Origin of the sequence: Streptomyces sp. NBC_00390, from assembly GCF_036057275.1 — a bacterium.
Classification (GTDB): Bacteria; Actinomycetota; Actinomycetes; order Streptomycetales; family Streptomycetaceae; genus Streptomyces.
In genome coordinates this window covers 8,259,221-8,280,322 of record NZ_CP107945.1, presented here as the reverse complement: position 1 = coordinate 8,280,322, position 21,102 = coordinate 8,259,221, and the positions used below count along the sequence as shown (strand labels likewise).

Genomic DNA, 21,102 nt, shown 5'->3' with positions numbered 1-21,102 from the left:
CCTAAGGTAATATCAGGACCATGACAACGCTCCCCTCCAGGGCCGGCACCAAGGGCGTGCCCAGGGCCGCGCGCGAACGACAGGTCCTGGCCGCGGCCACCGAGGAGTTCGGCCGCCACGGCTACGAGGCCACCACCGTGGCCGCCATCGCCGCCCGTGTGGGCGTCACCAAGCCACTGCTGCACCAGTACTTCGGCAGCAAGCAAGACCTCTACCTCGCCTGCCTGAACCCGGTTGGCGACCGGCTGCTGGACGCCATCCGCGCCGCGATGGCCGAACAGGCCTCCGACGCGCCGCCCACCGCCCTGCGCGTGCTGCTCGCCCTGTTCACCGCCCTGGACGGACAGCGCGAGGCGTGGTTCGTCCTCTACGACGCCACGCTGCCGCCCGACAGCGACGCCGCCCATCGCGCGGGGTACTACCGCGGCGCCATCGACGACCTCGCCGCGATCGGCACCGCCGGCCTCCTGCACGCGGCTGGATCCAACGACCCGCTTGACGCCGACGCCCTCAAATACGCCTGGCGCGGCCTGTGCACCGCCCTGGTCCGCTGGTGGGTCAACCACCCTGACCAGTCGCCCGAAGCCATGGCGCAGCGCTGCGCACGGCTCTTCGCGGCCTGCCGCACCATCCTCGCCACCGGAGACGAGACCACGTGAGCCGGACCGACACCCCGCCCCTGCTGTCAAAACAGCGTGAGGCCGGGGCCTTCGGGCTGCGGCTCGGTGGATCGGGACCAGCGAGCCAACCGCCGGCGGCACGGGAGCCGAGGCGGTCGCCCCACTGGTTCCGCCCGGGCGCAGTATGTCCGCGGGAACGAAGTTGAGCGGTGCATCAACGCGCTCAAAGGGTCCAGCGCCGTGGCGACTCGGTATGACAAAAGGGCCTGTGTTTTCCACGGCACGGTGACTCTTGCCGCGCTTCGGCCGTGGCTCCGTTCCTGACCTCTCAGGCGTCCTTCCGTGGCATCTCTGACGATCGACTCAGTCGTCAGCCGCAACGAGGAGTGCGATCTGCCCAGCCGAACGGTCGATGAGCACGAATTCGTGGAAGCAGCCGTGCACACGCCCCCAGTCATGAATGGCCTCGTCCCCGAGCTCGCCCAGGTAGTAGATGTGGTCGGCCGCGGCCAAGCGGTCGAACACCGCGTGCTGCAGATCCGCCTCCAACTCGGCGGGCACATCCCCAAACTGGTTCGCCCACTCCCGGAGGATGCGCGCGCCCCTCTCCCGGCTGACGGCTTCGTAGACGTCGGGGGTGACCAGCCTCAGCCAATACGGGCCGTGCCTGAGTCCCTCCGGCAGCACTCCACCACCTGCATAGTCGTCCCGGAACTGTTCATGCCCGATGAGTGCCGCGAGCAGCCCCCTGTCGTCGACGGACCCTGCGGGGAACTGCAGATGCTTGATATCGACCCACCTGAAGCCATGCGACGTCGAACCCTGGAACTTGTAGTCCCGAAAATTGATGAAGGCGCTGCCCTCGTGAGTGAGCTTGTTCCCCATGGCGCCACAGCTTAGGAGCCGGACACGGCACACCCTGCGGACCCATCGGACAGGCCCTGGTTCACGAGCAGTACGTGGCCTTCCGTGCGCACTCCGACGGCGCCATCGTCCGCGCCTCCAACGGCCTCGCGCCGGAGCTGTACCGGGTGCGGGTCCACCGGGGGGCAGCATCATGCCGGTGACCCAACTCCTGCTGGAGTGCGGACTGGATGGCACGGACGAGGACGCAAAGGCCCTCCATGGCCAGAAGCATCAAGGTCTCCTGGCATTTGCAGTACTTTCCGTTCAATATCGGACGCTACCGGCCATCACGACGGTCTTCGTCGATCCGCCGCGGTCGGCAGAGTGCCCTGGCCCACCGCCAAGAGCCTCTCCCGGTGAACCGCCAACATAATCGCGATGCACGGAACTTGAACGTGGAGACAGCTTCCAATGGGGAGGTAGGGGATGAGTTTCCGGCTCGCGGCGTATGCCGTGTGCATCGAGGACGGGCAGGTGCTGCTCGCACGTCACGTACCATCGAAGGGCGAGACCAACTGGACCCTTCCGGGCGGCAGAGTCGAGCATGCGGAGGATCCGTTCGATGCCGTGATCCGGGAGGTCGCTGAAGAGACTGGCTGCGACGCGATGGTCGACCGCCTCCTGGGCGTGGACTCAAGGGTGATCCCCGCAGTCGAACGCACCATCCCCGGCGGACCGGAACACCAGAATGTCGGCATCTTCTACCAGGTCTGTATCACCGGCGGCCAACTCCGACCTGAGCCGAACGGCGAAATCGCCGAGTCGGTTTGGACTCCGATTGCCGACGTCGCCGGCTTGCGCCGGTCATCGCTGGTCGACATCGGCCTCGCCCTGGCGCAGACCCTTCCGGCAACCGGCCACGTCGCTCCCGTCCCGGTCGGTGGCCTGATCCAGCACTGAGGCCACCACCAACATCTACTGCGATCGGGAACGCATTCCAGGGTGCCTTCCACCGCATGGTCCACCGCTTGCGGCCCTTGGCCCCGCATACAGCCCCCGTCGGTCGGCCACCCTGGCGACGTCACCCGCATGACGAATGAATCAAGCGGCTGGACGCTCCCTGAGATGACAGGAGTCAACCCCCCTATGCTCCCGTGAGATTGGAGGTCTACACCACTTGACGCGCCAAGCCCGGTGTTGCATGCAGCGGCTTTGAACAAGTGAGAGCAAACCTGTGACGGGACCGGCCGTGGCGGAGCGGAGCAGGACGCCTGGCGAGCGGTCGTCCTCGACCGAGTGCGAGCGGGCCGAGGACGACCGGCCCGGTCGACGGCCGCCGGAGTCAGTCCCCGCGCGGCGCCCGGAAGTCCACCGAGGTGACGAGGGCGTAGTCGAAGTAGATCGGGTCCCCCTCCTCGTCCATCGGGTGTTCGAATGTGCTCTCGTTCGACAGGATCACCTTGAGGTCGGGAAGGGTGTCCACGCCGTCGTCGTTCTGCTCGACCGTGTGGCCCCGTTCCTCAAGGCGCTCCAGCAGCTCTTCGCTGGGAGTCCGGAAGACGTCGAGCCCGTCGAGGACGACCGACACATCCACGTCCTCGACTCGGAACCGATACACATGGATGTCGGTCAGCGCGCCCTTGGTGAAGCCGAGAGTGAACTCCGTCTGGTACTCCCCGTGCTCGCAGAGCAACTGTCCAGGCTCGTCGCCGTAGTCCGGGTCGCACGGGGCGAAGCCCAGTTCGCGCGCCGCCCCGACCGCCTCGTCGGCCGACATCCCGAGCCTGAGCGTGGCCACTCCCACCTCCGGCAGCAGCTCCAGAATCATCGGCATCCCTTCCAACCGTCCGATACGTACCGCCGCCTACTCTGCCCATCCCCCCGCGCGGCCCTCTGTGGCGCCTGCCGCTCCGGGACCGCCGATTCTCGCTGGCCCCGGGTGGATTGACGCTGTCACAACCGGTCGCACTCCGGCGCTCCGCGCCTCCGGGCCCAGGATCGCGTTCCTGCCCGGACCGAAGGCCGGGATTCCCTGCGAAGAACAGGGACGGCACTCAGCCTCGTCGCGAGAGCACCGCCCTCGCGTCGGCGATGCCCGCCTATCTAGGTGATGACCACCGACGCGTACGTAGTGCCGGCACGGTGAACGTTGGTCCATGAACGCTGTCACGGATCACGCGGAGATCATTTTGTGGGTACGGCATGCGAACGGCCGGTGGTCGGCCAGGACGGTCTGGGTGGTGCTGCTCGACGGGGAGGCGTATGTCCGCTCGGCTTTCGGACGGCGCAGTGCCTGGTACCGCCGGGTCCTGCGGCACGCGGACACGGAGGTGGAGGTGGCCGGGGTCCGGCTGTCCGTCACCCTCCGGCCGGTGGACGACCGCGAGCTCGTCCAGCGTGTCTCCGGTGCCTACCGGGCCAAGTACGGTCTGAGCTGGCCCGGCCCCGTGGAGTCGATGACCGGGCACGAGGCCGCGGCCACCACCATGCGGCTAACGGATGTCGGGGAGGTCTCGCAGTTGCCTGCGTGAGGTGAGCCCGAGCTTGCGGAAGATGTTGCGCAGGTGCGCGTCGACCGTCCGTGGGCTGAGGAACAGCTTCGCCGCCACCTCCTTGGATGTGGCGCCGTCGGCGACCAGGCGTGCGATGTGCACCTCCTGCATCGTCAGCTGGTCCGATGCTTTCGACGTGCGGCTGCGGGCCTGCTCGCCTGTGGCGCGCAACTCGCCCGCGGCGCGCTCGGCGAACGCTTCCATACCGAGGTCGGACAGCGACTCGTGCGCCAGCCGCAGCGCGGACCGGGCGTCACGCCGTCGGCCCTGGCGGCGCAGCCACTCCCCGTACAGCAGATGTGCCCGGGCGCGGTAGACGACCAGCGCGCTGTCGTCGAGCAGGCAGGTCGCCTCCTGGTAGGCGGACTCGTCCTCGGTCACCAGGGCCCGCGCACAGGCCTCGACGCCAAGCCCCCACGCGTGCAGGCCCGCCTGAGTGCGCTCTTGGAGGGACGCGAGGGCCGCGGCGGCGACCTCGGTCTCGCCGCACCGCATGGCCGCCTCGACCAGCTCGGGCAGGGCGAGGCCCGCCGTGCCGACGGCGCCGTACTCGACCGCCTGCTTCGCCGCCTTCAGCGCGGCCGGGTAGTCGGCCAGGCCGTTGCTGAGCACGGCCGTCGCCCACTGCACACTGAGGCTCATCCGGTGATCGACCGACGCGAACAGTTCGACGGCATCCTTGCGCCGCCCGCGCATCGCGGCCAGGTGGAGGCGCGGGTAGACCAGCGGTGCCGCGCCGGTGGCGTCGGCGATCGCCTCCTCCTCGGAGATCAGCTCCATCGCGGTACCGAAGTCGCCCGTGTGCACGGTCGCGGTGGCCTGCATGGCCAGTGCGATGGGCAGCGCGTGGAAGGAGCCGGACTCGCGGCCGGCCGCGACGGCACGGGTGGCGATGCCGTGCAGGGCGTCGAAGTTCCACAGCTCGGTGGCCACCATGAAGCCCAGTGACGGCCGCCTGGCCCACACCTCGTCGTCGGCGTCGCCGACGACCGGCCTGAGGATCTCCCCTGCCGCCGGATGCCCGTCGCCGACCAGGCTGATCAAGCCGGCCAGGACCGCTGCCGCGCCGGATTCCGGCTCGCCCGACGGCGGGGCCTTCCTGGCGGCTTCCACGACGTGGTCGAGGCCGCCGAGCAGTAGGCCCATCTCGATGGCGTCCAGATAGCACTCCCGTGACCAGGCTGGGTCGGTGGCCGCCAGCCGGGCGGCGGCACGCAGGAGGTACGCCGTGGGGCCTTCGTCCCCCCGGCGGCGGACGAACGACAGCCTGCCGCGGAGCAGGTCGGCCCTGGCGGCCTGGCTCGGAGCGTCGGTCGCCACGGTGGTGAGCAGGTCGGCCGCCGTGTCGAAGTCGCCCACCGAGAGCTTGGCCTGGACCGCGGCGAGGACCCGCTCGGCACGTTGGACCGGACTGATCGTGAGCGCGGCCGAGCGTTCGAGGAAGGCCGCCGCCGCCGCGACACCGCCACGTTCCTGGGCGCGGGTGGCGGAGGCTTCGAGCTCGGCGGCGACCTGCTCGTCCGGGCCGGCACTGGCCTGGGCGCGATGCCAGGCCTGCCGGTCCGGGTCTGCGACCGGGTCGGTCACGGCGGCCAGCGCCTCATGCGCCCTGCGCCGCTCCTCCGGCGCCGCGGCGCGGTAGGCGGCCGAGCGGGCGAGGGGGTGGCTGAACCGGATCCGGGTGCCGAACTCGACCAGCGGGACGGACGCCGCGGCGGCAGCCGCGTCGATGCCCAGGAGTTCGGCCGCACGCCACAGCAGGCCGGGGTCGCCGATCGGGTCGGCGGCAGCGACGGTCACCAACAGCCGGGCCGCCGGCGGCAGGAGCTCCAGCCGGGACCGGAAGCTCTGCTCGATCACGCCGGGTACCGAGTCGGGCTGGGCGAATCCGCCCGCCATCCCGGCGAGTCCGGCGGTCCTGGGAAGCTCCACCAGCGCGAGGGGGTTACCGCGCGCCTCGGCCAGGATGCGGTCGCGCACCCGCTCGTCCAACGGGGCGCGGATCGCCGCGGCCAGCAACGCGCGGGCATCCGATTCGCCAAGACCCTGAAGCGAATGGCCGGGCAGGTCGTCCAGCTCGGGCAGGCGGCTCGGCTCGCGCGCCGCGAGCACGAGGGCGATCGACTCGGCCGAGACCCGGCGGGCCAGGAAGGCCAGCGCCTTGGCCGACGCCTGGTCCAGCCACTGTGCGTCGTCGACGACGCACAGGAGCGGGCGTTCCCGCACGGTCTCCGCCAGGAGGCCCAGCGATGCGACGCCGACCAGGAACGGATCGGGTGTGCCGGTGTCGAGGCCGAAAGCGATCTCCAGCGCCTTGCGGTGCGGCGCAGGCAACGCCGTCAGCCGGCCGGTGACGGGAGCGAGCAACTGGTGCAGCGCGGCGAACGGCAGCTCCATCTCGAACTCCGCACCGGACGCCCGCATGACGAGGAATCCGGTCGCGGCCTCGTCCAGATGCCGCAGCAGCGCGCTCTTGCCCATGCCCGGCTCACCGCGCAGGACCAGGGCGCCGCCCCGGCCCTGGCGTGCCGCCTGGAGCAGGGCGTCGAGCCGGCGTATCTCGTCCTGACGGCCGATCAGCACATCCGTGTATGTCTCGGGCATGTCCGAAAACCTATGCGGTCGTGCGCCGTAGGGGAATCCGGGGCCGGCCCCGGTCGCCCAAGGGTCTCCCGCAGGGAGTCGTATAGGTGATGACTACCGACGCGAGCGGTGGGCGCCCGCTGCGAGTGTCGAGCCATGACCCGCACCGCACCGCAACGGACCACCACCGGCTGGACACAGCTGGCTGTTCTGGCCACGGCCCAGTTCCTGGTCGTGCTGAGCACGTCGATCGTGAACGTCGCCCTGCCCCAGATCCGGTCCGGGCTCGATCTGTCGGACACCGGCCAGGCGTGGACGGTCAACGCCTACGTACTGGTCTTCGGCGCGCTGCTGCTGCCGGGCGGGCGCGCGGGCGACGTGTACGGCCTTCGCCGCGTGTTCCTGCTCGGCATCGGCCTGTTCGCCCTCTCCTCCCTGGGCGCGGCACTGGCGCCCACGGCAATAGTGCTGATCGCCTGCAGGGCAGTGCAGGGAATCGGCGCCGCGCTGCTGGCGCCCACGGCGCTGGCCCTCGTGCTGACGCTCTATCCCGACGGGAAGCGGCGTGGCACCGCGCTCGGAGTGTGGGGCGCGGTCTCCGGTGCCGGCGGGGCGGCGGGCGTGCTGCTGAGCGGGCTGCTCACCGGCCTGTACGGCTGGCGTGCGGTGTTCGTCGTGATGGTGCCCCTCGCCCTGGCCGTCCTGGTGGCCACCCGGCTGCTGGTCGGGGCCGACCGGCCACGCGGCGGAAGCCTGGACGCGCCGGGCGCGGTGACGGTGACGGCGGGTCTGGTCGCGCTCACCTACGGCCTGTCAGGCCCTTGGCCGCTCGCCGTGATCGGTCTCGCACTGCTCGGCCTGTTCGTGGTGCTCCAGCGCCGAGGCGCCGACCCGCTGCTGCCGGCGCGCATGAGCGTGGTGGCGGTGCCCAACATGCTGATGGCCCTACTGGGCGCGGTCTGGCTCGGCCTGTTCTACTTCCTGCCCCTCTACCAGCAGCGCTCTCTCGGCTACTCGCCCTTGGAGTCCGGGCTGACCCAGCTTCCCCTCGCTCTCATGATCACCCTGTCGTCATGGGTCACAGGAAAGGTCTCCGGCCGCCATGCGCTGCCCATGGGCCTGCTGGCTCTCGCGGCCGGACTGGCCTGGCTGTCCCGAACCCCGGCCGATGGCACCTTCCTTGTGGACCTGCTGGGCCCGACGCTCCTCATCGGCACCGGCCTTGGGGTGGCCTTCGTCCGGCTCACCGCGATGTCCTCCACGGGCGTCCCGGCTGCCGACAACGGCCTGGCCGGCGGTCTGGTCAACGCCACCCGGCAGATCGGCGGAGCCATCGGCCTGTCCTTCCTGACCCTGCTCCCCTCCTCCGGCGCGGCCTTCCTGGCCTGCGCCGCCCTCACCTTGCTCATCTCGGCCCTCTCGACCCGAAAGGCATGACCATGACCCTGGAAAAGCCCTACATCAGCGGCCACTTCACGCCCGTCACCGACGAGATCACCGGACGCGAGCTGAAGGTGCGCGGCACCCTCCCGCCCGAGCTGAACGGCCGCTACTTCCGCAACGGCCACAACCCGAAGCCGGGCGTCACCCCCACTCACTGGTTCCGTGGCGAGGGCATGCTCCACGGGGTCCGCCTCAAGGACGGCCGGGCCGAGTGGTACCGCAACCGCTGGGTGCGCACCCCTTTCCTGGACGGCGTGCCGTTCACCGGTACCGAGCTCGAAGTCAGCGCCGCCGCCACCAACATCATCTTCCACGGGGGCCGTTACCTGGCCCTGCAGGAGGCAAACCTGCCCTGGGAGGTGAGCGCCGACCTCGACACGATCGGCGCCTACGACTTCGGCGGCAAACTCACCAGCTCGATGACCGCCCACCCCAAAGAGGACCCGGAGACCGGCGAGCTGCACTTCTTCAGCTACAGCCCGTTCCCGCCGTACCTGACCTACTACGTGGCCGACGCCTCCGGCGCCATCGTCAGGTCCGAGATCGTCGACGGCTCCGGCCCGTCGCTCATGCACGACTTCGCCATCACACGCGAGCATGTCGTCTTCATCAACTCGCCGGTGGTCTTCGACCACGCCGAGCACTCCGGCATCCCCTACCGCTGGCACGACGACGTCCCGCTGCGCATCGGCATGATGCCGCGCGCCGGGGGCAGGGCCACCTGGTTCGAGGTGGCCGACCAGGCGGCGCTGTTGCACGTCGCCAACGCCTACACCGACGCGCAGGGCCGGATCGTCCTCGAAGCACCGCGCTTCGACCGTTCCGCCTGGGAGAACTCGTGGAAGTGGTGGGTCGGCGCTCCCGGCTACGGCACCAGCCCCGACGCCGGCTCGACCTTCCACCGGTGGATCGTGGACCCGGCCACGGGCAAGGTCACCACCGAGTCCCTCAACGACCTGGCCACCGAGTTCCCGTCGATCAACGACGCCCACACCGGTTCGGACTACCGCTACAGCTACGCCATCGCCTTCCCCGGCGCGGGCCTGTCGGGCTACCACACCGTCAAGTTCGACACGCAAACCGGCCAGGAGAAGCTGCTCGCGCACGGCGAGGGCCGGATGCCCGGCGAGGCCGTCTTCGCGCCCGCCGAGGGCGGGACCGCCGAGGACGACGGCTACCTGCTCACCATCGTCAGCGACCTCAGGGCCGACGCCTCGGAGCTGCTGGTCCTGGACGCGAGCGACCTGAGCACCGTGGCCGCCGTCGAACTCCCCCGCAGGGTGCCCGCCGGGATCCACGGCCACTGGATCCCCGACACCGAGATGCCCGCCTGACCCACCTCGGCCGCCCGGCCCGCGGCCTCGTTGCGGCGCCCGGGCACCGTACCCGTCCGGCATCCACGGCCACTGGATCCCCGACACCGAACTGCCCGCCCGACCCACCTCGGCCGCCCGGCCCGCGGCCTCGTTGCGGCGCCCGGGCACCGTACCCGTCCGGCATCCACGGCCACTGGATCCCCGACACCGAGATGCCCGCCTGATCCGCCCCAGCCGCCCGGGCCGCCGTGACTCCCCCACGACGGCCCGGGCCCCGACACCGAGGACACGCCATGACCTACCCCACGACCATCGACGAGAACGCCCCCGTCGTCGCCGACCACACCATCCGGATCGGCGCTCTTCTCGAGCGGGTCTGGCAGCTGCACACCGGGATCGGCTTCTGGCCCGACTGGCAGTCCGACATCACCGAGGCCCGGCTCGACGGCCCCATTGCCCCCGGCACCACCTTCCACTGGGTGACCGCGGGCCTGTCCATCGACTCCACCATCTACGCGGTCGACGGCCGGCACCGCATCCTGTGGGGCGGTCCCGCGCACGGCATCACCGGCGTGCACGAGTGGACCTTCACCGAGGACGGCGACGGCGTCGTCGTCCGCACCCGGGAGTCCTGGGCGGGCGCACCGGTCGACGCCGACCGGGACAACCTCGCCGCCGCGCTGGACGACTCGCTCAGCGGCTGGCTCGACGCCCTGAAGAAGGCGGCGGAGTAGTGGCCGAGCCGCTCTTCCTCACCGATCTGGTACTGGCTCGTGCTGGCGGTCACCGGCGGCCTGCTGGGCCGCCGGGCCGGCCGCCGCCAGGCACAGTCCCCACCACAGCAGGGCGAGGCACGGCGAAATCCGCTCGTCCTGTACGTCACCGCCGCAGTCGTCGCCGCCCGGCTGGCGGTCGCGGTGCTGCTGCTGGCGACCAGCGGGGGGGCAGCTGGTCACCCACCGCTTCCTGCTCGGCCTGCCCGTCGTGGTGCTGCCGCTGGTGTGGGCTCTCGTGCGGTCCAGTCCCGTCGCCGCGCACACCACGGCGATGGGTGCCTGGCTGTCCTTCTACTTCCTGTACGTCCCGCCCGGTCCGCAGGGTCTGCCGGTCGCAGCCGGGGCGTCGGCGCTCGTCCTGGCCACGACTATCGGAGCCTCCCTCCTGCTCGACGACCTGCGCTCCCGCGGCGGCCGCCTGGCCCGGCTGCCCTGGCTCTCCGGGGTCGCCGCCGTGGTCACCGCGGCCGCGCTGGGCAGCCTGTTCCTGGTCAGCGAGTCCGCGACGACGGACTGGGGCGGTGGCCCGGAGCGCGCCGGGCACTCCGTGCACGCCATGGGCCGTGGGCACGGCGCCGGGACCCCGGCCATGCGCTCCGTGGACGAGCTGACCGGCCCGCGCGACGGCACCCCCGACGCCCGCTTCACCCTGACCGCCGCGCACGGCACCGTACGGCTGTCCTCGGGCAAGAAGATCGACGCACTCACCTTCAACGGAATCAGCCCCGGCCCCGAACTACGAGTCGGGAAAGGTCAGTTGGTTGAGGTCACCCTGGTCAACAAGGATGTGGTCGAGGGCGTCACCCTGCACTGGCACGGCGTGGACGTGCCCAACGCGGAGGACGGGGTGCCGGGCGTCACCCAGAACCCGGTACGCCCCGGCGAGAGGCACGTCTACCGCTTCGTACCCGACCGCACCGGCACGTACAACGGCGAGGCGGTCACCGGCAGCACCTGGTGGACCGACACCCTCAATGTCGCCCCCGGTGAGAGCTATGAGATCGACTTCAGCGCCGACAATCCCGGTGTGTGGATGGACCACTGCCACAACTTCGAACACGCCGAGAGCGGCATGATCATGCATCTGGCCTACGACGACGTCACCACTCCGTACCACGGCCCGGCGCACTGAGAGTGCACAACGGCGACGCACCAGAGCCAGGCCGTTTCGTTCGGATCACCGAGTCCGACTGCATCAAGATGCGGCGCACTGTTCGCGGCGGGTCATGCACCGCTCGTCGCTGTTGCGATGCCGGCAGTTCTCACGATCGGGCACGTGTGTGGCTCACCGAGGTGAGCCGGATGGCCGAGGCCGCCGGAAGGGACGGCCGATGAGTTTCTCCGTGATCCGCAGTCAGAATTCACGGTTGGTGCACCGCAGCCACGAATATGGTCGAAACGCGCACCGACCGAACCCGCTGAGAAGCAGACACGAGACACCGAGGAGACTGAGATGCGTACCCTGATCAGCACCGCCTTCATTTCGCTCGACGGCGTTGTGGAGGCCCCGGGCGGCGAGCCCGGTTACCGGAACGCCGGGTGGACCTTCAAGGACGTCGAGTTCCTCCCCGAGGCATTCGACATCAAGGGCCGGGAGCAGAAGGAAGCCACCGCGATGCTGATGGGCCGGACCAGCTACGAGGCATTCAGCCCGGTGTGGCCCGATATGGAGGACTTCGCCGACTACAAGGCGATGCCGAAGTACGTCGTCTCCACCACCCTTACCGAGGACGATCTCGTGTCGAACTGGGGCGAGACGACGATCCTGCGCTCACTCGACGACGTCGCCGCGCTGAAGGAGACCGAGGGCGGCCCGATCATCGTCCACGGCAGCGCCTCCCTGAACCAGGCCCTTTCGGACGCCGGCCTGATCGACCGTTACCACCTGCTCGTCTTCCCGCTCCTCCTCGGCGCGGGCAAGCGGCTCTTCAGCGCCACGGACAAGGACACGCAGAAGCTGAAGCTGGTCGAGCACGAGGTCTACGCCAACGGTCTGCAGAAGAACGTCTTCGACGTCGTCCGCTGACAGGCTCCCGCGCCCTGCCCTTGCGGCGCTCGTCGGGATGACCTGGTCGGCGCGGTGGCTCACCGCCCGCTGCTTGTATGCCGCACGGTCGACGGTGGGTGGCCTGCCGCCACGGCTGCCTCGACGTAGTCCCCGATGATCCGCGGAGACAGGAATCGCCGCGCGGATACCGCGCCGACGCAGGTGCTCGCGGATGGCGCGCGATGAGTACGGCTCGTCGGTCAAGACCATGTCCGGCCGGGTTCGGGGCCGTCCGCGTCGGCGCGGGACGCGTAGGCGAGCCATCGCGTCCGCGAAGGCGGGTACGTCACCGGCCTGTCCGGCGGTGAGGACGACGGCCAGGGGGTGGCAGTTGCCGTCGGCTGCGAGATGGACTTTCGCGGTCAGCCCGCCGTGGGAGCGGCGGCACCACCGCTGGATGTATCGGGACGGTGGAGCTCTCGCCGACGGTGCGCGGGACCACGTCCGGACCCAGGAAGTCGTACACCGACGGTCCCGATTCTTCCCAAGGTGAGCGCACCAGACGATCGCAGGACATCAGGAACATGCTGTAGGCCCGCAGGGAGGTGAACCAGCGCGTTCACCCAGCTGCGCAGCTCGTCGTTCGAGGTGACGACAACGGGCGCCGTTCGCATCGGCGGCAGCGAAAGCACCCCCCTTTCGCCTCCGTGACGGACTGAGACCGCTCTACGTCGGACGACCCTTCCAGCGGGGCGTACAACCTTTGACGAACTTCGGATGTCTTCTCGGTAAGTGCAATACGGGCATTGCCCTCACCACTACCCAACGGGGGCGTTCCGTCGGGGAACCGAGCATGCACCTCCGCCGACCGCCCCACGCACAATCCACCGCGGCTGAGCGGGACGCCGTAGGCAGCCTCGGAGACCAAGGAGGTTCTCCTGTGCGTCACATCAGAAGCGCGGCCGTCACGGCCGCGGCACTCCTCACCCTCGGTGGCGGCGCCGCTTTTGCGGCGCCTGCCGCACAGGCCGCAGTGCCCTTTCCGTCCATCGGCTGGCAGCAGCGCAATTGCGACTACGACGGCAACGGTTTCGACGACGTGCTGACCGGCGCCCCGGGCGCCACGGTGAGCGGTGCGACGGGCGCCGGCTACGTCACGGTGCAGTACAGCTCGTCAAGCGGTCTCAGCACCACCAAGAAGAGCGTCATCCACCAGAACACCTCGGGCGTCCCGGGCGGTGCCGAGGCCGGCGACGGCTTCGGGCGAGCCGTGGCCTCCGGCGACCTGGACAACGACGGCTACGACGACGCGATCGTCGGCATCCCCGGCGAGGACCTGGCAGGGCTGTCCGACGCGGGCGGCGCCATCGTCTTCTGGGGCTCGCCGACCGGGCTGCATGGGGCCGACAGCACCTGGCTGGAAAACCCCGACGAACTGCGGGCCGGCGCGAACTTCGGGCGGGCGATCGAAGCGGCCAGGTACTTCGCCCCGGACCCGGCGGACCCGAACGCCAACCCGCGTGACTCGATCGCCGTCCTGGAGGACGAAGCCCTGCTGTTCTTCACCGCCCCGCCCGGCGGGACGGCGCAGCAGCAGCTGAAGATGTCGGACCGCAGCATGCGGGCGCGGGACTTCTCGCCGCAGGACGCCGGCTTCGAGTTCCGCAACCTCAGCCACGGAAACTACAACGAGGACTCCTGGGCCGACCTGGCCATCTCCGGGGTCACCACCGGCGACCAGCCGGGCGTCGGCTCGGTGCAGGTGCTGCACGGTGCGCCGGACGTCGACGGCCTCGGCGACGGCGGCACGTTCCCGGGCGGCCCGGCCATCGTCTCCGGCGACTGGGACGGCACTGGACAGGACGACCTCGTCATCGGCGAAACGGGCGTGGGCTCGCCGCCGGGCGGCGGGATCACCCTCTACGTGGGCCGCGGCGACCTGTCCGGCCTCGAGCCGGAGCCGGTGCAGTACTGGACCCAGGACTCCGTCGGCATCCCGGGTGTCGCGGAGTCGGGCGACCAGTGGGGCGCCGAGCTGTCGGCCGGCGACACCGACGGCGACGGCCACCCGGACCTCGCCATCGGCGCACCCGGCGAGGACATCGGCAGCGTGTCCAACGCGGGCGCGGTGTGGGTGCTGCGCGGCGATCCGACCGGGTTCACCAACGTCGGGGCGAAGAGCTTCGACCAGCAGCTCGCCGACATCCCCGGCGTGGCGGAGACCTCGGACCGCTGGGGCGGTCAGGTCCGGCTGATCGACGCCAACAAGGACGGCCTCTTCGGCCTGCTGGCGGCGGCACCGGGCGAGAACACCAACGACGGCTTCGTATGGGTCATCCCCGCGTCGTCGTCGGGGCTGGTCGCAAAGAGCACGTGGACCTTCGACGGGGCACGCCTCGGGGCACCGGTGGCGAACGCGCAGTTCGGGGCGGCGATCGACGAGTAGCGGAAGCCTCAAGAAGGTCTGGGAACTCACCGGGAATCAACAGCAGTGCTGGGTCCCGCTTTGGTCAGGTGTCCATCCTGGTGGCGGGCACGCTCGCCAAAGACCCGTCGCAGCGCTGACGGCATCAATGGCCCGGCCGCTGCTGGTTGCCGCCGAGCGCCCCGATGCACTGACCTCATGTGGACTCGCGCCCGGCGCTGCGTGCGTGGAGCGTCCGCCCACCGCTCTTGCGGGCGGACGCGCCCAGTCCTGTCCGGCCCCAGACACCGGCCCGACTCAGGTCGTCTCGTTCGGTACCGAAGGCACAGGAGCTGAGCCCGGTGGGTTCAGACATTCAGGGGCAGGGCGGGCCGTCAACGTGCGGCGTAGGGCGGTTGAGCCGCCAGACCACGTCGATCCCGCTGCCTGAGGGTGCTACGGGCGGCGTTGCCTGTTCACGCATGGCTTCGGTGAAGCCCAACCGGCGTGGTATTGCGGCGCTGGAGGTGTTGGCCAGGTCGTGCGCGATTTCCAGGTACTCCACGTCCGGCAGGGTGAACATCTCGGTGACCATGGCCGACGTCGCTCTCGTGGCGACGCCCTGGCCAGTGGCGGCAGGGTGCAGCCAGTACCCCATGCGCCGACTCTGCGGTTCGGCCCCGCGGTAGGTCTGGCACATGCCAATGAGAGTGCCCTCTTTGGCGATGGCGTAGTTGTACCCGTCACCGCTTGCCCACTTCGACTCGGTCTTCGCGAGGAAGTCTCGGGTGCTCTTCTCGCTGTGCCGGGCGACCCACGGCTCCCAGGGGCGCACGTGGTCCAGAGACTCCTCGATCAACTTGAATGCCGCAGCGAAGTCGCTCTGCCCCGCCAGCATCGCAGGACGAGTCTCCGCACTCGATGATCTGCCTCGGCCGCTCCATGACGGCCATGATTGATCGCAGAACGGCTCGCTGCAACGGAATAAAGAAGAACCGGTGGACCATGTCCCGGCCGGCTGAGAACGGCAGCGGCACGGTCATGCCCTGCGAGGACAGCAGCACCATCCGGGCTCGCCGCCAAGTCACCACCGACCCGGTGCCTCTGCGGATGATCCGCAGCAGCCGTCTGCCCTCATGGTCGTCGATCTCACGCACCCGCACTCGCTCAGCCATGTGCAGACTGCGGACGATCGCTTCGACCGCAGCCGGACCGCCGCCCATCGGCGCGACTGTTGCGGACGCCGGCCGGTGCGACCCCGCCCTATCCGGCGCGGGTGATCGTGAACATGTAGCACCCCCAGGCGACGTTGCGGCTGTGGACCTGCACCACGTCAGGCTCCGCGAGCAGCTCAGCGATGGCTCCCTCTGGATCCTGGCCGTCGTGCACGCTGGTCGCGTCGTGGATCCAGCCGCGAGCATCGTATGCCCGCAGCACCTGCGGACGTCCGCGCCAGTCCGGCGGATAGCTGCTGACGTCGGCGGGTCCCGCGCAGGGGGCAGCGTGCGCGAGCACGGCGCCGACCTCACGGTAGGGGCTGGCAGGGAGCGGCGGCTGGTAGCCGAAGAGCAGCAGGTCTTCGCCGGACTCGGCGTTGCGCAGACAGCAGCGGAGGGGATCGCCGCCCTCGGCGGTGATGCGCTCCACACGATTCCCGAAGGCGTCGACTCCAGTGGTGCGCACCCTGTCCAGCACCTCAGCGGGCAGCGCACGGACCCGGAAGGCGACCGTCGATGTCGTAGTCATGCACCCAGACTCTCGACTCGGCATGGATCGCGCTGGCGGATATCCGACGTCACGTTCGCAGCAGGACGCGCAACCCCGCCCAAAAGAGCAGAGGTTGCCTGACGCGGCACCAGGAAGTGTGCGGCCTTGCGCTCGTAGCGGCGGTGCAGGCGGCGACACCCGGCCGGCCACGCCACCTTGCGCTCCACGGTCCAACGGAGAGGGCCCAGCCGCTGGGAGAGGTCTATGCCCTTGCGGGCGATGCGTGGAACCGGGGTGGGACAAAAAGCGTTTCACCCCATGTGGGGGTGGCCGGCCCGCGCATCGACGAAAGAGACGGGGACGACGGGATGAGTGACAAGGCTCGCAAGCTGTTCGAGGCGCTCGATCTGGACAACAACGGGACCCTGACCCGCGAGGAGGTCATCACCGCCATGCGGAAGAAGGGCCCGCACCTGGCCGCGTCGGGGGACCTGCCGTTCTGGGCGCTGGGAGACGCCGATGCCTCCTCAGCACTGTTCGACGCTGCCGACCAGAACGGGGACGCCGTACTGACCCTGGAAGAGTTCGAGGTGGTGGTGAACCGCCGCTTCGGCTGGCGCTGACAACGGGCCGGCAGCGCCGGTCGATGCATCCGCCGCCGTCCCCCGACAGGGCGGGCGAGGCGCATCGGCCGCTGGTGCAGGGGCGCCCTGCATGAGGCACGCATCTGCGACGGGCGTGGCCCTGACATTCACTGACCGCCACGCCCACCCGTTGAATGGTCAATAGCAACCGCTTTCACACTCCGGCGCACGACTGGTCGCTCTTCCCGGCCTTCCCCGACCGGGGCGCACCTCCCGATCCATCACGACGGGTCGAGCACTCCGGTAGTGGTCATCGGGTCCGTCACCTGGTGGACGCGCCGCCGATCCGGTCGGCTGTGCGCCCACCAGCCGGCGTTCCATCGCCCCGTTTCCCCTACTCGCCCCCTTCGCCACGCCGGGCGAACGAAAGGGGCAAAAGCTAAAATTCCGGTTATGGGAGAGCCTCCGGCAGCGCCGACCGCACCCGACCTCATCCTCGAAACAGACGGGGGCTCGACGCTGATGAATCCGGGCCGCGTGTACCACGTCGGACGCGACCCCCTGAGCGAGATCGTGCTGGACGACGCACGGGTGTCCTGGCACCACGCCGTCCTTCGCTCCGAGGCCGGGCGGTGGACGATCCAGGACGAGAACAGCACCAACGGCACCTACACCGAAGGCCAGCGCATCCATGAGTGGGGCGTCGGTCCCGGCAGCGTCGTACGGTTCGGTAACCCCGCGGACGGGCCGCGGGCCATGTTCACCGGGCTGCCCGAACCCGAGCCCGCTCCCCCACGCCCCGCCACCGAGGCAGAACACGGACGACCCTCCGCCGTCTCCACGCCCTCGGCCACCAGGACCTTCCGTCGGCCCACCACCGTGCGCCCCTTGCCCACCCGCACCGTCCACATCGGCCGCGCCGAGGACAACGACCTCGTCATCAATGATCTCATCGTCTCCCGCAGACACGCCGAGCTGCGCCACCTCACGGACGGTACGTACGAGATCGCCGACGTGGGCAGCCACAACGGCACCTACCTCAACGGCCAGCGCATCGACCGGGCCCAGATCTCCCCCGGGGACATCGTCGGCATCGGCCACTCCGCGTTCTGCCTCGTCGGCGACGAGTTGCAGGAGTTCGTCGACTCCGGGGAGGTGTCTCTCGACGTCCAGGATCTCACCGTCACCGTGGACGGTGGTCGCAAGATCCTCCTGGACCATGTGTCCTTCCCGGTCGGCGAGAAGTGTTTGCTCGCCGTCGTGGGACCGAGCGGCGCCGGAAAGTCCACCCTGCTCAATGCGCTCACCGGACTGCGCCCCGCCGACGACGGCACCGTCCTCTACGACGGCCGTGACCTTTACCGCGACTACGCCGAACTGCGGCAGCGCATCGGACTCGTACCGCAGGACGACATCCTGCACCTCCAGCTCACCGTGCGCGGGGCCCTTGGATACGCGGCCGAACTGCGCTTCCCCGGGGACAGCTCGCCCGAGGAGCGCGAGGCGCGGGTCGAGGAGGTCATCCGTGAGCTGGGCCTGGAGCAGCGTGCGGACCAGCCCATCCACAGTCTCTCCGGGGGCCAGCGCAAGCGTGTCAGCGTCGCCCTGGAGCTGCTCACCAAACCGTCGCTGCTCTTCCTCGACGAACCCACGTCCGGCCTCGATCCCGGCATGGACCGCTCGGTGATGCACATGCTGCGCGGGCTCGCCGACGACGGCCGCACCCTCATCGTCGTCACCCACAGCGTGCTCAACCTCGAAGTCTGCGACCGGTTGCTCGTGATGGCGCCCGGCGGCCGGATCGCCTACTACGGCGTGCCCGAGGATGCCCTTGCCTTCTTCGGCTTCGAGAAGTGGCCCGAGGCCTTCGAGGCGTTCGAGAACGACCGCGGCCGTGACTGGGGGGCCGAATACCGCGCATCGCCTTTCCACCGCCAGTACGTCGCCACAAGCGCGCAGCCCCGCCTCGTCCGCGAGCGGCGACCACAAAGTTTCACGCCGCCGCCCAAGTCGCAGAGCTGGTTCGCCCAACTGCGGACCCTCGTACGGCGTTACGCGACCGTGCTGAGTACCGACCGGACCTTCATCATCATCATGGTCGGGCTGCCGTTCGGGATAGGTGCCATGGCCCGGGTCATGGCCGGCAGCAAACTCACCCTGGACACCGTGAACAAGGCCCTGCTCGTCCTGTGCGTGGGCGCGGTCCTGACCGGAACGGCGAACGCGGTGCGCGAACTCGTCAAGGAGCGCGTCATCTACCGGCGGGAGCGCGCCGTCGGGCTCTCCCGGTTCGCCTATCTGATGTCCAAAGTGGTGGTGCTGGGCCTGGTCACGGTCGTCCAAGCCGTCGTCATGACCCTCGTCGGACTCCTCGGCGTCGATCTCAGCGCGCCCGGTGGCAAGGGCGTCCTGCTGGCGCCACTCATCGAAATCACTCTGGCCATCGCGCTGTTGTCGTCGTGCGCGATGCTGCTTGGCCTGCTCGTCTCCGCACAGGTGCGCAGGGAAGAAGTCACCATGCCGATGCTGGTGCTCATCACCATGGTCCAGCTCGTCTTCTGCGGCGCCCTGGTCAAGGTGTACGACGTGGTGGTCCTGGAGCAATTGGCGTGGCTGGTACCGGGCCGGTGGGGCTTCGCGGCCACGGCGGGGACCGTCGATGTCGGCCGGATCGTGCCGAAGAAGGAGTTCGCCGACCCGCTGTTCGAGCACTCCGCCGGGGTATGGCTGCTGAGCATGGGCATGTTGGTCGTGTACTCCGCCGTGCTCTGGTATGCCATCGCGCTGCTGCTCCGGCGCCACGAGCCCGCGATCATGCGGAAGTAAAGCGTGGCAGTCCGGCCTGTTCGGGTGTGATCTTGACTCGCCGCGAGACGACGCGGAACTCGCGGACTTCCTGGCGATTGTCCACATCACGACCGTATGCCGCGTGCGCGTGCCTTGGGATGTACCGCCGGTACACCCTTAGAGAAGAACTCCCTGCCGGCCGGAAACGGCGGTTTCCTTGCTTTGCGGTGGCAGTCCCCGGCCGGGTTCCGGCCCGGAGGGACAGGGGCCACCAGGTCCGTGCGCGGGCCCGGCGCGCCCGCGGCTGACATCACGGTCGACACGCTGCGTGCACGTCGGGGACGTGCCGGTCGTCGCCCTTGACCCCGTGACGGTCCGGGCACCCCGTGCGAGATCTGGGGGCCGGCAATCGGTTCTCGTGTGTCCACCAGGAGCTCGTGGGCGGCGCTCGGGCTGGGCTGCTGCGGGTCCCGCCGGCCGACTGCACGCTCGTCGCCACGCCCGGTGTGCCCGCCGATGATCCGATCCCGAGCTTCCTCGCCGCCTCCGACGTGCTGGGCACCGGCTGGTTCGGCGCGTTCGCCGCGCAGGCCGGGCCCGGCAAGACGGTCGCCGTCGTCGGTGACGGCGTGGTCGGCCTGCTCGTGGTGCCCGCCACCGAGCGGATCATCAAGATGAGCCGCCACGAGCCGTGGCAGAAGCTCGCCCGCGAGTTCGGCGCCACCGACACCGTCACCGAGCTCGGCGGCGGGGCATCGCCAAGATCAAGGAACTCATCGGCGGACTCGGCGCCCGCTCCGTCATCGAGTCCGTCGGCACCCAGAAGTCGATGCTCCGGGCCATCGGCTCCACCCGCCCGGGGGCACGTCGGCTGCGTCGGCGTCGCCCTCGACGGCCAGGAGCTGTTCTTCTCCCACGTCCACCTGCACGACGGCCCCGCCGCAGCTGATCCACCTGATCCGGAACCGCCAGATCAACCCCGGCAAGGTCCTCGACCTCGACCTCCCCTCGACATGGCCTCCGAGGCGCAACAGGCCATGGTCGAGTGGCACGCCATCAAGGCACTCCTGCGGTGCAGCCCGCCCTGACCGGCGAGCTGCCCGCATGCCGGCGACTATCTGGCCACGAACTGCGTCAGGATCGCCTGCACCTCGTAGATGTCGACGCCTTTGGTGAAGGTCTTCTGGATCGGCGTGGCGCTGCCGGAGATCCAGAGCTTGAGCTCGGCGTCGAGGTCGAAGGTGCCGGCGGTCTCCACCGCGAAATGCGTGATGCTCCGGTACGGGACGGAGTGGTACTCCACCTTCTTGCCGGTGATCCCCTGCTTGTCGATGAGGATCAGCCGGCGGTCGGTGAACATGACGACGTCGCGTATCAGCTGGTACGCGGCGTGGACCTGCTCGCCCTGGCCCAGCAGCCGTGCGTACTCCTGCTGCGCCGAAACCGGGTCTACGGTGTGCGCGTTCCCGAACAGCCCCATGACAGCCCCCCACTTGT

General features: G+C 69.7%; 18 protein-coding genes and 5 pseudogenes. 13 read left to right on the top strand and 10 right to left on the bottom strand.

Annotated features, from left to right (window positions below):
• The first annotated feature begins 20 nt into the window (after positions 1–20).
• Together OHS70_RS37000 and OHS70_RS36995 are read left to right on the top strand one after the other, a co-directional pair.
• The gene (locus tag OHS70_RS37000; RefSeq protein WP_328404971.1) at positions 21–659 is read left to right on the top strand and encodes a TetR/AcrR family transcriptional regulator; all 639 of its coding nucleotides are present in this window, start codon (positions 21–23) and stop codon (positions 657–659) included.
• A gap of 72 nt (positions 660–731) precedes the next feature.
• A pseudogene (locus OHS70_RS36995) lies at positions 732–944 on the top strand (IS5/IS1182 family transposase); the annotation flags it as partial.
• 39 nt (positions 945–983) lie between these two features.
• On the opposite strand, the gene OHS70_RS36990 reads toward OHS70_RS36995, so the two are convergent.
• Positions 984–1,505: a hypothetical protein gene (locus tag OHS70_RS36990; RefSeq protein WP_328404969.1), complete on the bottom strand. Its 522-nt coding sequence runs from the start codon at positions 1,503–1,505 to the stop codon at positions 984–986.
• A 447-nt stretch (positions 1,506–1,952) separates the two neighbouring features.
• Here OHS70_RS36990 and OHS70_RS36985 point away from each other — a divergent pair, with 447 nt between their 5' ends.
• A complete protein-coding gene (locus OHS70_RS36985) occupies positions 1,953–2,426 on the top strand; it encodes an NUDIX hydrolase (RefSeq protein ID WP_328404967.1) in 474 nt (157 codons plus the stop codon).
• A gap of 382 nt (positions 2,427–2,808) precedes the next feature.
• Here the strand turns inward: OHS70_RS36985 and OHS70_RS36980 are convergent, their stop codons facing one another.
• The gene (locus tag OHS70_RS36980; protein WP_328404965.1) at positions 2,809–3,300 is read right to left on the bottom strand and encodes a hypothetical protein; all 492 of its coding nucleotides are present in this window, start codon (positions 3,298–3,300) and stop codon (positions 2,809–2,811) included.
• Between the two features lie 322 nt (positions 3,301–3,622).
• Between OHS70_RS36980 and OHS70_RS36975 the strand changes: the two genes are divergently transcribed.
• Positions 3,623–3,997: a DUF2255 family protein gene (locus OHS70_RS36975; protein WP_328404963.1), complete on the top strand. Its 375-nt coding sequence runs from the start codon at positions 3,623–3,625 to the stop codon at positions 3,995–3,997.
• Here OHS70_RS36975 and OHS70_RS36970 read toward each other — a convergent pair.
• Entirely contained in the window at positions 3,959–6,622 is a 2,664-nt protein-coding gene (locus OHS70_RS36970) for an AAA family ATPase (RefSeq protein ID WP_328404961.1), read from the bottom strand. The genes OHS70_RS36975 and OHS70_RS36970 overlap by 39 nt on opposite strands.
• A gap of 135 nt (positions 6,623–6,757) precedes the next feature.
• Between OHS70_RS36970 and OHS70_RS36965 the strand changes: the two genes are divergently transcribed.
• From OHS70_RS36965 to OHS70_RS36955, 3 genes are all read left to right on the top strand, one after another.
• Entirely contained in the window at positions 6,758–8,038 is a 1,281-nt protein-coding gene (locus OHS70_RS36965) for an MFS transporter (RefSeq protein ID WP_328404959.1), read from the top strand.
• Positions 8,035–9,378: a carotenoid oxygenase family protein gene (locus OHS70_RS36960; protein ID WP_328404957.1), complete on the top strand. Its 1,344-nt coding sequence runs from the start codon at positions 8,035–8,037 to the stop codon at positions 9,376–9,378. Before OHS70_RS36965 ends, OHS70_RS36960 begins: the two co-directional genes overlap by 4 nt.
• Positions 9,379–9,653: 275 nt before the next feature.
• Positions 9,654–10,094 carry an SRPBCC family protein gene (locus OHS70_RS36955; protein ID WP_328404955.1) on the top strand — a complete coding sequence of 147 codons (441 nt, stop codon included), beginning with the start codon at positions 9,654–9,656 and terminating at the stop codon, positions 10,092–10,094.
• A gap of 18 nt (positions 10,095–10,112) precedes the next feature.
• Here OHS70_RS36955 and OHS70_RS36950 read toward each other — a convergent pair whose 3' ends face one another.
• Complete coding sequence (locus tag OHS70_RS36950) at positions 10,113–10,316, bottom strand: hypothetical protein (protein WP_328404953.1); 204 nt, start codon at positions 10,314–10,316, stop codon at positions 10,113–10,115.
• A gap of 28 nt (positions 10,317–10,344) precedes the next feature.
• Here OHS70_RS36950 and OHS70_RS36945 point away from each other — a divergent pair, with 28 nt between their 5' ends.
• Entirely contained in the window at positions 10,345–11,268 is a 924-nt protein-coding gene (locus OHS70_RS36945) for a multicopper oxidase domain-containing protein (RefSeq protein WP_328404951.1), read from the top strand.
• Positions 11,269–11,589: 321 nt separating this feature from the next.
• Entirely contained in the window at positions 11,590–12,162 is a 573-nt protein-coding gene (locus tag OHS70_RS36940; protein ID WP_328404949.1) for a dihydrofolate reductase family protein, read from the top strand.
• Between the two features lie 51 nt (positions 12,163–12,213).
• Here the strand turns inward: OHS70_RS36940 and OHS70_RS36935 are convergent.
• Positions 12,214–12,690, bottom strand: a pseudogene (locus tag OHS70_RS36935) (transposase); the annotation flags it as partial.
• Positions 12,691–13,063: 373 nt separating this feature from the next.
• Between OHS70_RS36935 and OHS70_RS36930 the strand changes: the two are divergent.
• The gene (locus OHS70_RS36930) at positions 13,064–14,569 is read left to right on the top strand and encodes an FG-GAP repeat protein (RefSeq protein WP_328404947.1); all 1,506 of its coding nucleotides are present in this window, start codon (positions 13,064–13,066) and stop codon (positions 14,567–14,569) included.
• 334 nt (positions 14,570–14,903) lie between these two features.
• Here the strand turns inward: OHS70_RS36930 and OHS70_RS36925 are convergent, their stop codons facing one another.
• From OHS70_RS36925 to OHS70_RS39225, 4 genes and pseudogenes are all read right to left on the bottom strand, one after another.
• Positions 14,904–15,425: a GNAT family N-acetyltransferase gene (locus OHS70_RS36925; protein WP_328404945.1), complete on the bottom strand. Its 522-nt coding sequence runs from the start codon at positions 15,423–15,425 to the stop codon at positions 14,904–14,906.
• A gap of 94 nt (positions 15,426–15,519) precedes the next feature.
• Positions 15,520–15,702, bottom strand: a pseudogene (locus OHS70_RS36920) (IS630 family transposase); the annotation flags it as partial.
• Positions 15,703–15,790: 88 nt separating this feature from the next.
• Positions 15,791–16,273: a DUF1203 domain-containing protein gene (locus tag OHS70_RS36915; protein WP_328404943.1), complete on the bottom strand. Its 483-nt coding sequence runs from the start codon at positions 16,271–16,273 to the stop codon at positions 15,791–15,793.
• Positions 16,270–16,524: pseudogene (locus tag OHS70_RS39225) on the bottom strand (hypothetical protein); the annotation flags it as partial. The gene OHS70_RS36915 and the pseudogene OHS70_RS39225, both read right to left, overlap by 4 nt.
• Before the next feature lie 78 nt (positions 16,525–16,602).
• On the opposite strand from OHS70_RS39225, the gene OHS70_RS36905 reads away from it, so the two are divergent.
• The 3 genes and pseudogenes from OHS70_RS36905 to OHS70_RS36895 form a co-directional block, all read left to right on the top strand.
• Positions 16,603–16,857 (top strand): EF-hand domain-containing protein, encoded by a 255-nt coding sequence (locus tag OHS70_RS36905; protein WP_328404941.1) that lies wholly within the window; start codon positions 16,603–16,605, stop codon positions 16,855–16,857.
• Between the two features lie 414 nt (positions 16,858–17,271).
• The gene (locus OHS70_RS36900) at positions 17,272–19,644 is read left to right on the top strand and encodes an ABC transporter ATP-binding protein/permease (RefSeq protein WP_328404939.1); all 2,373 of its coding nucleotides are present in this window, start codon (positions 17,272–17,274) and stop codon (positions 19,642–19,644) included.
• A 362-nt stretch (positions 19,645–20,006) separates the two neighbouring features.
• Positions 20,007–20,693, top strand: a pseudogene (locus OHS70_RS36895) (zinc-binding dehydrogenase); the annotation flags it as partial.
• Positions 20,694–20,719: 26 nt separating this feature from the next.
• Here OHS70_RS36895 and OHS70_RS36890 read toward each other — a convergent pair.
• A complete protein-coding gene (locus OHS70_RS36890; protein ID WP_328404937.1) occupies positions 20,720–21,085 on the bottom strand; it encodes a PH domain-containing protein in 366 nt (121 codons plus the stop codon).
• Between the last annotated feature and the right edge of the window lie 17 nt (positions 21,086–21,102).